Genomic DNA, 11,514 nt, shown 5'->3' with positions numbered 1-11,514 from the left:
GGCGGGCTGGTGTTCTATCAACAGGCATCGCGCGCTGCGACCTATCAAGGCGTGGTTCGCGGGCTTCAGGCCGTACAAGGCGAAGATCGCGCGCCGTATCAGGTTCAGAGGGGTAGGAAAATCGCGGCAGTGTCGAGTTTCGGTCAAAGCTGTAGGGCGAGCGGCCTGTCATCCGCCGCGTCTGGTCGCGCGGCGCTTTGATCATGCGCCTGAGGCTGGTGCCTTTGCGGGGCCGGTCACATGTCGATGTCACACCCCTGTGCCCCACTGGGTCAAGATCCGGTGACCACCATCGGCGTGCAATCTGCGAAACATCATCGGGTCCACGCAGGCGCGCCAACAGGCGCCGCGATGCGAACCGTTCCCGGCCGCCGCGCTACATCGCGCCCGATACCGACAGGGCGACCGCCATGGCCGCCGTGATCGGCGCAAAGATCACAAAGGCCGGCAGGGCGCGTGATGGCGCAATATCGGTCTGGCCCAGATCGTCCAGCCCTTCGCGCAGGGCGCGCGCCTCGGCCAGCCAGCGGTGCAGGGGCGCGAACCGGCCGGCCAGCACGACCACCAGAGCGGCCAGAAAATAGCCAATTGTCGACCCCAGCGATGTGCCAAAGGCGATCAATGGCAGCGCGACCGCCACAATATCGGCCGCCGTCAGCACAAGGCACCGCAATGCAAGCTGGGCCTTGAACGCCAACAGCGCAATCAGCCACAAGATCACGGCCCAGACCATCGCCGCGCCCGCGACACAGGCCGGGGATGCGCCCGCACAAACAGCTTGCCAGACAGGCAGCCAGCCCAGCGCCGACAGGGCAGGGTCATGGATCAACGCCCCAAACAGCAGCATCACGGCGCTGATGTCGGGTACCCATGTCGTGGCGCGGTCCATCATGGCGGTGATCGTCGCCCAGACCACCAGCACGACAAGGCCGAAATCCGACAGGTGCATGGGCAGCAAAACCCCATCCGCCATCGCCGCCCCAACCCCCAGCCCAAAGCACAACACGCTTAGCCGCAGCCGCCCGATCCGGGCCGCGATGGCCCTGTCGACAGTCAGGAATTGCAACGCATGGACCGCGCACCAGACACAGATCATGCAAAACAGGCCAAGCCCCAGCAGAAACAGGGCCTGCATCATCGCTGAACGGCGGCCGCGATCTGGGACTGAAGCGCATACATGCCGCCCACAACCGCCATGATGACGCCGAACACCATCACAAGGGCAAGGTTGCGAACGGCGGCCATGCGCTGTTCCATCTTTTCCTGATTGAGACGCAGCCAGTCTTGCGCCAGATCGGCCAGACGGCTGGAAAGATCCTGTGTTTGCGAAAAGATCTTGATCGACAGGTTCATCTTGTAGTCAGGCCAGGATTTTCCAAAGCGGTGCAGGGCCTCGCCGAAATCCTGTCCGTTGAGCATGCCGCGCCGGATTTTCACCAAACGCTCGCGCACATAGGGCGTGGTCAGGGGCAAAACGCGCTCGATCGCAACGATGGGCGCGGTGCCGCCGCGCATCAGGCTGGACATGGACAGCATGAAGGAAATGCCGGTGTAGACGCGGTAAAGCTTGTAGATCGGCAGATGATCGGCAAACCGCCGGATCGCGCCGGTCCAGCGCGGCAGCGAAAAGGTGATCAGGATCAAAAGCCCGATGATGGAAAACGCTGTCCAAAGGGCATAGTTTTCGGCAAATCGCCCCAGAAAGGCCAGAAATGCCGCCATGCCCGTCCATTGTTCGACCGGCAGCAATTGGGCGATATCGGGCACGATCACCCGGCCGAAATAGACCAGCATCCCGAAGACCATCGAAAACAGAAAGACCGGATAAGTCAGGCCACCGACAATCGTTCCCACGACCTTTCGCTTCTGGCGCAAGGTCCAGCAGTATTGTTCGAGCTGGCCGGGAAAATCGTCAGAGTTTTCGCTGGCTTCCAGCACCATCCGGTCATCGGACGGAACCCAGTTCTTGATCGCTTCACCAAAGGACCGCCCATTTTGCATGTCGCGCAGCACGGCGGTCAAGAGGACCGACATCGCCTCGCCCTTTTTCTTGCCCTCATCGCTGGCCACCAGCGCCAGCAGCGCCACCGCCTCGGGCTTGGACATGCCCGAGCGCAGGAGTGCTGCGAATTCCTGATAGAACCGGATACGCGGCTGGAACCCGAATTGTGCCTTGGCAAGATATTCCTCGATCTTGGACGCCATCAGCGCATTGCCTCTTTTGATGTCAGTTCCATGATATCCAAACGCAGACGGTCGACCAGTTGGCCAAGCTCGCGCTCATAATTCTCGACAAGATCGACCTCTTCCTCGACCTCGTTGACGTCGACGATGCCGGCGCCTGCCTTGGCAAGTGCATGGTGGAGCACCGGGTATCCACCCAAGCCACCTTCGTCGCGCGGGGTCACCCAATAGCGTTCAGCTTTCGAACGGCTGTTGCCCATATAGAGTTCAAGCAGCTGGGTATCGGGTCGGATCGTTTCGGCCACCACCGTGCGCCCGGTCAGACCCATGAAGCAATGCGGGCAGCCCGGCCCGCGGACATAGAGATTGTCGGCCGATCGTCCGGACAGTCTGATGAACCGTTCGCCCAGTTCTTGCTCAAGCAGGCCGGTCGCCATCGCCTGGGTAAACGGCACCCGGCAATGGCGGCACATGACGCCCAGCAGACGCTGATAGATCAGCCCGCCCACGGTTTTGGGGTCTTTCAGGTCTTCGCGGTCCGCGCCAAGGTTGATCAAGCGGTTCAAGATGCCCAGCGCACTGCCGGCATGCACCGTCGACCAAAGCGCATGGCCTGTCTTGGCGGCTTCGATGGCCATGGCGGTCAGCTCTTCGGAGCGGATCTCGCCCAGAACGATGACGTTGGGGTCTGACCGCAGCGCGGCCTTCATCGCCATCTTGAAGGCGTCATCCGCGGCCTTGCCCGCGCTGATCTGGGCTTGAACGGCACCCAAAAGCTCCAGCTCTCGGGGGTCTTCGGCGGCATAGATGGTGATTTCCTTGCGCTTGTCGAGATACATGGCATTCAGGCAGCGCTGAAGCGTGGTCGTCTTGCCCGATGACACCTTGCCCGCGAAAATATACATTCCATTCGTCTTGAGCCGCATCTTGCGCAAATCGGAAGCCTGCTGGTCAGAATAGCCAAGGCTGTCGACATCGGTTTCGATGTCCTTGCTGACAAATTTGAGGCGCATCACCAGCGCGCCGCGAAAATCCGATGTGGGCGTGTACTGCAGGCGCAGCATTTCCACGCTGCTTGGCAGCAGGCCCGACTTTTGAAACATGGCACCTTGTTGAAAGGTGGAATCCGTTCCCGTCGCGCCTTGGCCCGAGGCGACGGCAAAGGCGGCGCGGATCATCTCTTGCCCTTCGAGGGAGCCGACCGAGGAAAATTCGCGCATGCGCCCGTTAACGCGGAACTTTATTTCCGTTCCGCTGTCGAGAACGCGCATGTGAATATCGGAGGCCTTCATCCGGGCCGCAGCGGCCACAATGCGCGCCAGAGATTTCTGGCGCTCAAGGTCAAGCTTGCGGACGTGGTCCTCTTCCTCGGCGGGTCTGGGTTTGGCGACGACATTCCATGATGGCGTGGCCGACAGCCCGCTCAGCCCATTGGCATAAACCTGTTCGATCACCTCTGCGGGGGCCTCGATGACGGTTTTTTGCGGCATTCCCACACGCTCTGCGCGCTGCAACGCCATGCGTACCGCAGGCATGTGGCGGCAGCCCGTCCGCACAATGGCGGTGCCCTCCTTGAACAGTGCAAGATTGCGGCGCATGTCGGGCGCCAATTCAAGCGGCTGGCCCGATCCGCTCAACAGGGTCCATCGACTGGCGGCTTGCCTCACATCATCGGCACTTGGCGCCGCATTCATGCCCGGCGCGCCTTTGGCAGAAGGCTCATCGGATTTCGAATTCACGCAATCCTCCGTCCATGAGCTCGACCGCCAACCTGTCACGGCCAACGCTGATCACCCGGTGCCCGGTGGGAAGATTGTCATTGTTGCGCACTGTGGTGCGCGTTCCAGCAATCCTTACGACCGCCTTGAGGGCGCCCAGTTGGCCATAGATTTCCTCGATCACCAGCGTGCCGAGCGCCACAGCCTCGGGCAAGGTCGCGCTTTGCGACAGCCCTGCCGGGTTGGCAGTGTCGGGCGCGGTCAATTGTGCAAGCGTGTCAGTGCCATCTTGCGTTTGGGCTGCTGCGCCAGCGGCCTCCATCAGCCGCCCAAGATCGGCCATGACCATGCCGTCTTGCGTGGATTGGCCGCGCATCTGATCAAGCTCTGCGCGTTTCTCGGCCAATTGCAGTTGCAGGTCGATATGGGCGATTTCCTGCCTCATTCCGGCGGGGGTGTCGCGGAAGCTTCTGAATTCGCCGGGGGCGATTTCGACCTGTGCTTCGGGGCCATAGGCGGCAAGGATCTGTTCGACCAGTTGCATCTGCCGAAGCTGGCGATCCATCAGCAACAGACCCTCGCTTAACGCGGCCTGCCGTTCGATAAGGCCACCCACCGCGAATTGCTGGATGCGTTCGTTGGTGACCGCGTCCGGGGTCGCCGGTATGGCTTGCGCTACCGCTTGTGGATCCTCGGCCGTGGGCGGCGTCGCCGCATTCTGCGCGAATGCGTTGGTCGCCATCAACGAAGCCGTAAGCCAAAGGCCAAGAGCCAGCGAAATGCCGGTGGTCACCCCGCCTGCGCGCGGCCAAACGTTTTGCGTGCAAATCTTTGTCGGCATGTCCAACTCCTTTATCGCAGACCGCCGATCGGCGGATGGTAGATGCGAATGTCGAGAACCCATTCATGGTTTGTCGGGCTGTAGCTGAGCCCTTCCGGCACGATGGCCGGAAGATCGGCGACGACGGCCAGGTATTCTTCCAGCATGGCCGAGGTACGAAACGATGCCCGGTGGTAGTTCCAGATCGGCGCGCCTTGTTCTTGCGCCGCTTCGGGCGCGGGCCGCGCTGCAACTTGGCTAAGCCCGGCGTCGAGCAAAAGCGTATCGAAACGGAGCCGCAGGAGCCGGTCCAGATCGGTGGCGGTCAGCGGTTCAAGATCGATGTCCGTTCTTGGCGTAAAGGCGACCTCTTCGGAAAAGGACGCGCTGTTGAGTGCCTCGTCCAGGGCGATCTGGATGGCGCGCTCTTGTCCGGCCGCGATGATCCACGCAGAGCGCCCGCCGGAACGCGACCAGCTGGTGCTGACAGACATCCGCCCGGCGTCATGCGTGCAGACAAGATCGCCGGGGGTCCAGCCGGGTACAAACATCAGATTGCGCTCGACCGAAGTCGTGCAGGCCCGCAGGAATTCCGCCACCGTCGGCGTGCCGACCCAAGGCGGCGTCTGCAACGAGGCCAGTCGATCCCGCTCGCTTTGGCGGGCTTGCATCTCAAGCCAGAGGCGTTCTTGTTCCTGAACATTCTGCCAGTAAAGATACCCCCCCACGCCCGAGGCCGCGACCAAGACCACCACAGCCGCTGGCACCAAATAGGCCTTGATCGTGCTTGTCGACGTCAGATTTCCGGCCTTGCGCGGCGAAAACCATTCGGCCAGCGTGCCGGGCTGGGCATAGGGGATCTGCCAGTCTTCTGGTGCGATTACCCGCGCCCATCCGGGTGCCGCCAAATGCTCTTGCAGTGCCGCCTGCGCGGCGGCCGGCTCGTAGAACAGCTTGTCCTCGTAGACCAGATCTTCGCGATACCCGACCAGCCACCATACCGGGATCTTGCCTGTGCCAGCCGTGATCTGCTCCAGCGCAAACACGGCGATCCAATCGTCGTCGCTGGGAATGCGAAAGCCTGTCGCGGCCGCACCATGGCCTTGGGCCAGCCCGGCCGACGCAAAAGCAAAGCCGATCTGTTGCGCCTTGCGCCGCCGGATGTAGAGATCGGGCGCCCCCCCGGCGATGGCGTTTGATTGGGCAGCCTCGCGCAGCGACACACCCTCTTGTTGTGCGACCCACAGCAACCCGATGCCAAAGCGCCGTCTGCCGATGCGCAGGATCCTGTTGTCATCGAGATAGGGCGCGGGGCTGCGTTTCTTTCCGGCTGGCCTTAGCGCCGATCCGCCTTGAGCCGATGATGTATCCGGCGCGCGCCGGATCGGGCGCGCCGCCAGCGCCTTGATCCGGGCCAGCAGCGGCCGCGTCGCCGCAGCCTCGCCATCGGGTGCGGATGGCAAGAGCGTGCCGGGTTCCTCAACCGTATCGGTCAGAACCAGCACCCCGAATGCATCAGTGGAGTTGCCACCCTTGCCGGCCATGTCACGCGCGCCTTTTCATGATGCTTGCCTCATCGCGAACCGGCGCGCGTCAACAGACGGGGGGTGATGATGATGATCGTGGATTTGCGATCGACGAGCGCCGCACGGTTTCCGCCCAACCCAAGGAAGTTGGGATTGCCGACGCCGCTTCGATCGATCTCGGTCTGGCGTTCTTCGAACCCGGCGATGACCAGCGATTGCCCGTTGCTGATAATGGCCTGCTGATCGAGCACCTGCTCGCTGGTATTGGGCAGTTGAAGATTGCCGAGTTGCTGAAAGCCATTGTTGCTCGACAGCGAGATCGAATAGTTCAAAAACACCTCGCGCGAGTTCAGAACCCGCGGCGTGACCAGCAAGACAAACCCGACCTCGATCGTGCCGGGGGTCGTTGTAGTGGTGGAGTCGCCATTATCGTTGATGATAGTTTCCTGCGATGCGATATAGGCGATCGTCTCGGTGACCTTGATCGGAACCGGCTGGAAATTCGTGGTGATGGCGCCTGCGCGGGTTTCCACGGCAACACGGCCCCGCCGCGCAAGCGAACGGATGACCGCGTTGACATCAACCGACCCTGAGGTCACGCCGATGTTGAACGCGCCGTCAGCCGCCGGTGGGTTCGTGATGCCCGCCGTGATGTTCTGTTCGTTCAGCGCGGCGCTCAGCGTCAGCGACAGCTCGGATTCATCTTCGAGAATGATCGACAACACGTTGATGTCAAACGCCACCTGCTGGCCCAATTGTTCGTTCAGCTCGGCGATATAGCGCTGGACGGCTTGGTGGTCGCTGGGTCGGGCGGTGACAGAGATAATGCCGGTCGAGGTGCCGAAGCTGACCCGTGCATCGCCGCCAAGCAGCCCTTGAAGCCCCTCTCTGACCTCGCCCCAGAAATCGTAGGTGCCCGCACGGCTGAGCGGGCCGGCCTCGAAGCTCGCCGAAACCGTCGAAGCCATCAGTGTGACCTGATAGCGCCGGGTCGCATAGTCGCGAAACACGATGCGGCCATCTTCGTAATCCCATTCCACCTCGAAGGCGGCAGAGATCTGGTCCAGAACCTCGCCCAGCGACCCCGACAGGTTCGGCCGGATCCGCAACGATGTCGTCGGTGATCCGCCACCATCAGCCGACACCGTCACCGGTTGTGCCGATGTCTCGGTGCCGTCTGCCGTGGGTTCAGGGGCTGTGACCTGCACGGTGCTGCCCGTCGGCCCAAGCCGGATCACAAAGGGGATGCCTGTGCTTTCGTTCAGCCGCGCGGCGATTTCGGACAGGCTGAGCGGTGCGCGCGACACAATCGAGATATCGCGCCGCGCCCTGATCCCCGCCGGCAGCCGGTCGGCCGGGGCGACCATCTGGCGTTCAGGCCCGACAAAGGTGCGAGAGTCGACCTGAACACCGCCGGCCCGTCGTGTATCCGCATTCTGGAATTGCCGGTTGGAGGCGTCGACCCGGTCGGCGGCGGTCACAAAGCTGCTTTCCGCCTGTTGAGAGATGTCATTGCAACCACCCAAAAGGGCCACGGCGGCGATGCAGGCAAAAATCCGTATGCGCGAGGTCATGGTCATCTCGTCTCGTTCAGGAGTGTCTGGACGTGGATGACGCGGTTGCCCGTGTACAACGTCACTGTCAGCTCGGGGTTGTTGACATGGATCGAATCCACCAAAGCGGTGACCACGCGCTGAAAGCTTCCTGAAAAGGTTGCCGAGGCGCGCAGGAGGTAATTCATTTCGGTATCCCAGACGACCGTCCAACCAGACGTCCTGGACCAGGTTTCAAGCGTGTCCTTCAGCGTGCTGCCCGACATCGCCGCCCAGTGCTGTCCTGTTGCGCCGGTGCCCGTGACAGGGCCGCCCTGGCTGCCGGTTGGGCCCCCCTGTGTCACCGATCCAAAGTCGATATCGGCCTTCACCCCCATCGACAGCACCGACAGAACCGCAGACATCGAGACGACGGCCATCAATCCACGGGCTTTGCGCATTCGCGATGGCTCTATCCGAACGCGTGTCTTTGTCATTTGGGATCCCACTTTCTCGTACCGAATGCATTTGCCCGTTTTCATTGGAAAATCCTTGCGAAACGGGTTTCATAAGTTTCCCGGCTGATCGTGGCACGGTTGCCATTGTACCCGTGATAAGCCGAAAGCCCCGAGCGCAGCGGAAGCCCGGCCCAGATCAGTGCCACATCATCCATGAAGCTGCGAGGGTCGATTTCGCCCTGCAAGAATGTGTCAAGCCCGACGTCTTCGAGCAGCCGAAGTGCCATTCGATCCTGCAGCGCGGGATCAAACACCGCGTCCGTGCTTAGCCCCATCACGGCGACAAGATAGGCGAGTGTATCGGGAATGATCTGGTAGCGGCCGATGGCGTGCTGTTGCTGCGGGGTGGCTGCGATCCAGTCCTGTATCTGGGCAAGTGTCATCTGGCTGGGGGGCTTGGGCGGGGGAATGACCGCTCGGATCTGAACGGCGTCATAGCCATCTGGCCCGGCTTCGGCCTCGGCGATCAGGTCCAGCAACTCGTCTATCGCGGGCCGCATGATCGGTGGCGCAAGCGTGGGTGTGCGGGGCGTGGGTGCGGCCGCCACCGCGATGGGCGATGAAAGCCCAAGCAGCAGTCGCGCGATGTCGCGGCGTTCCTGTGCGCGGCGGTCAGGTGGCAGGTTGCGCGCGGCCTGCAACCTTTGATGCAGCAACGCCTGGGTTGCATTCATCGGTGGCGCGCTCTGGCTCAGGGATGTCGTACTGGCCGGGGCCTGTGTCAGCGATGATCCAAGGATCAAAAAGCTGGCACACGACAGGCGCGCCACGCCAGCCCATAGGCTTGCCCAAGCGCCGCGCTTGCCCTTGAGGGGGGGGTGAACCAGCCGATGCCCTGTTGTCATGCTCATGTGATGCGCTCCCGGACCTTGCTAAAAGCTTTCGGCGAACCGGCCGAGGTTGCGCAGGTTTGTCTGAAAGGCCAGATCTTCGCGCAGCAGCCGAAAACGCCCGTCGCTGATCTTGGTCCGCATCGCCGCCGCGTTGCGGCCGCGAAAGGAAAGATACTGAACCTCGAGCCGGCCCTTGGTGATCGACTGCCAAACCACGCCCAGAACACAGGCCGCGATGCGGTCGTTGACGGCCTCTGCTCCGCCACGGCCCGCCCCGAATTTCGACAGCGCCATCAGCGCCTCGACGGCGCCTGCGGCGTGGATCGTGGTCAGAACCATGGGCCCGCCAAGCGCGATCTGCAAAAGCTCTTCGGCGCCGGTCTGGTCGCGCACCTCGCCCAGAAACAGGTAGCGGTATGCCCAGCGCCGCGATGCCCGGATCGCATCGGCAACCGCGTTGTCGCGCACTGCGATCTGGTAGATCTGTCCGCCCTCGTAATAGCCTTCGAGCATCTTTTCCGGCGGGTCTTCGATGGTCACACCGACGCCGCCATGCTTGTCCACCCATTGCCGCAGACACGCCGCCGAGGTTGTGGTCTTGCCCGAGGCAAAGGCCCCCGCCACAAGCAAAAGACCCGATGACGCCCCCAAGCCTGTGATTTCCTCGGCGCACCAGCTTGGCAAGCCAAGCGCCGCAAGCGACATCTGAGCGGCATCGATCCGCCGCAGACACCAGTTGCGACGGTCACCGACCCGCGTGCTTTCCCGTGGTTCGGCGGTCATGGAAACGGGCGCGCTGATCTGTGAACACCGGTAGCGAACCCCGTCGAAGGCATGCGTGAATTCCGGCAAGAACCGCTCGGCCGCCCATTTCCGCTCCACCTCGGCCAGAAGGTTCGCGGCGTCGGCGCGGAAGATGTCGGGCAAGGAACGCGGCGCGCGCTCAAGACCCGCCACCCCAAGATTGATGCCGGTCACGTTCAGCGCAAGCAGCGGCGCCTGGGGATCGGTCGACAGGTAGATATCCGAGAACGAAATCTCGGACAGCCGTGCCGTCATCACCGGGGTTGCGCGCGCGGCAATCCCTGCCCCGACCGTGGCACCGTGCTGGACGTCGCTCATTCGCCTTGTCCTCTCTCGGGGCTGGTCCTGACGATATAGGCATCGGCAAAGCCCAGCGCGCGCACCGCGCTCAGGGCATCGGCAAGGCGCGCGTCGGCGGGGCGTGCGCGGACGCTGTGCAAGCTTTGCCCGGTGTCGCTTGGGGGAATGGTTCGTACCTGAAAGCCGCTGTCGCGCAAAAGCGCCTCGGTCTGACCGGCATTCGCGGCGATCTGAAAACTTGCGACCTGGATCCAGGCGGCACTGTCGCCGGCATCGGCGGGAATGCTTGCCGGGGTGGCTTGTGCCGATAGCGCCGGCAAGGGGGGCGGGGCCGCTGCGGGTTGCGCCATCTGTGCCGGATCGGCGGCGATCACATAGGCATCGGCAAAGCCCAGCGCGCGCAACGCGCCCAAGGTGTCATCCAGCGCTGTTTCAGCGGTGCGCACACGCACGACATGCCACGGCTCGGCGGCCGCGCTTGCCGCCATGCTTTGCGCTTCGAAGCCGGCGCCGCGCAATACCGCCTCAAGCTCTGCCACGGTCCGGGCGGACCGGAAGCTGGCCACTTGCACCCAGACCATGCCTTCGGCGGCATCATCGGCAAGGCCGGGCTGGGTCGGGGCGGATGCCAGCACCACCGCGCCGTCGCTTTCGCCCGCGCCCGCACCGTCGGTGACGCTGGCCGCCGTGGCCTGTGCGATGGAAGGTTCGGGGGCAGGTTCGGGGGCGGGGTCAGCCGGGGTATCTTCGGGGATGACGGGGGCGGGCGCGGCGGCGACGCGGGCGGCAAGTTCGGCTTCCAGCACGGTGGGGTTGCGGGCGGCGGCGATTTCGCGGCCATCGGTCAAATGCAACACCACCGCCGTGTCGGATCGTTCGATTGTGGCCACTTCGCCCAAGGTGCCGATGATCATGCCCGGCTGAACGATGATCTGCGAGAACCTGTCCCAAGGCATCTCGACGATCAGCAAACCATCGTCGGCTTCGACAAACTGCCAAGGGTGCGGCAAGACGCTGTTGGTCTGGGCAAGGGCCAGATCATCGCCCGTCAGGGCCGCATCGTCAGTCAGATCGCTGTCGTTCCAGTTGCCGATCCAGGGGGCGTCGGATGCGGCGGGGGTCACATCCGTTCTGGCTACAGACGCTGCGCCGGGCGCTGCGCTGGTGCCCAGCGATATCAACAGCAAGGTCAGCGCGTCGATTTGCTCAGGCGTCATCGTGGCGATGATCCGGGCGGTTTCGGGTGTCAGCAATTCACCCCGCTGAAGCGAGAGCAGCC

General features: G+C 63.0%; 11 protein-coding genes. 1 reads left to right on the top strand and 10 read right to left on the bottom strand.

Annotation, left to right across the window (positions count from 1 at the left end):
* Positions 1-201: hypothetical protein (locus Q0094_RS10115; protein WP_297618719.1), on the top strand; the 201-nt coding region annotated here is incomplete at its 5' end.
* Positions 202-376: 175 nt separating this feature from the next.
* Here the strand turns inward: Q0094_RS10115 and Q0094_RS10110 are convergent.
* The 10 genes from Q0094_RS10110 to Q0094_RS10065 form a co-directional block, all read right to left on the bottom strand.
* A complete protein-coding gene (locus Q0094_RS10110) occupies positions 377-1,138 on the bottom strand; it encodes a hypothetical protein (protein WP_297618716.1) in 762 nt (253 codons plus the stop codon).
* Positions 1,135-2,205, bottom strand: a complete 1,071-nt coding sequence (locus tag Q0094_RS10105; RefSeq protein ID WP_297618713.1) for a type II secretion system F family protein — start codon at positions 2,203-2,205, stop codon at positions 1,135-1,137. The genes Q0094_RS10110 and Q0094_RS10105 overlap by 4 nt, the downstream gene beginning before the upstream one ends.
* The gene (locus Q0094_RS10100) at positions 2,205-3,878 is read right to left on the bottom strand and encodes an ATPase, T2SS/T4P/T4SS family (RefSeq protein WP_297618710.1); all 1,674 of its coding nucleotides are present in this window, start codon (positions 3,876-3,878) and stop codon (positions 2,205-2,207) included. The genes Q0094_RS10105 and Q0094_RS10100 overlap by 1 nt, the downstream gene beginning before the upstream one ends.
* A 25-nt stretch (positions 3,879-3,903) precedes the next feature.
* The gene (locus tag Q0094_RS10095) at positions 3,904-4,743 is read right to left on the bottom strand and encodes a hypothetical protein (protein WP_297618707.1); all 840 of its coding nucleotides are present in this window, start codon (positions 4,741-4,743) and stop codon (positions 3,904-3,906) included.
* A gap of 11 nt (positions 4,744-4,754) precedes the next feature.
* Complete coding sequence (gene pilO2 / locus Q0094_RS10090) at positions 4,755-6,266, bottom strand: type 4b pilus protein PilO2 (RefSeq protein ID WP_297618704.1); 1,512 nt, start codon at positions 6,264-6,266, stop codon at positions 4,755-4,757.
* 29 nt (positions 6,267-6,295) lie between these two features.
* Positions 6,296-7,828, bottom strand: coding sequence for a hypothetical protein (locus Q0094_RS10085; RefSeq protein WP_297618701.1), 1,533 nt, complete (start codon positions 7,826-7,828; stop codon positions 6,296-6,298).
* On the bottom strand, positions 7,825-8,241 hold the full coding sequence (locus Q0094_RS10080; RefSeq protein ID WP_297618698.1) for a toxin co-regulated pilus biosynthesis Q family protein: 417 nt from the start codon (positions 8,239-8,241) through the stop codon (positions 7,825-7,827). The genes Q0094_RS10085 and Q0094_RS10080 overlap by 4 nt, the downstream gene beginning before the upstream one ends.
* 77 nt (positions 8,242-8,318) lie before the next feature.
* Positions 8,319-9,149: a hypothetical protein gene (locus Q0094_RS10075; protein ID WP_297618695.1), complete on the bottom strand. Its 831-nt coding sequence runs from the start codon at positions 9,147-9,149 to the stop codon at positions 8,319-8,321.
* 21 nt (positions 9,150-9,170) lie between these two features.
* A complete protein-coding gene (locus Q0094_RS10070) occupies positions 9,171-10,253 on the bottom strand; it encodes an ATPase, T2SS/T4P/T4SS family (protein ID WP_297618692.1) in 1,083 nt (360 codons plus the stop codon).
* The coding region (locus tag Q0094_RS10065; protein WP_297618689.1) for an SPOR domain-containing protein at positions 10,250-11,514 on the bottom strand (1,265 nt) is incomplete at its 5' end. The genes Q0094_RS10065 and Q0094_RS10070, both read right to left, overlap by 4 nt.

This window comes from uncultured Roseicyclus sp., assembly GCF_937892565.1.
GTDB lineage: Bacteria > Pseudomonadota > Alphaproteobacteria > Rhodobacterales > Rhodobacteraceae > Roseicyclus.
Note: the sequence above shows the minus strand (reverse complement) of the source record. Positions and strands in the feature narration are given on the sequence as shown.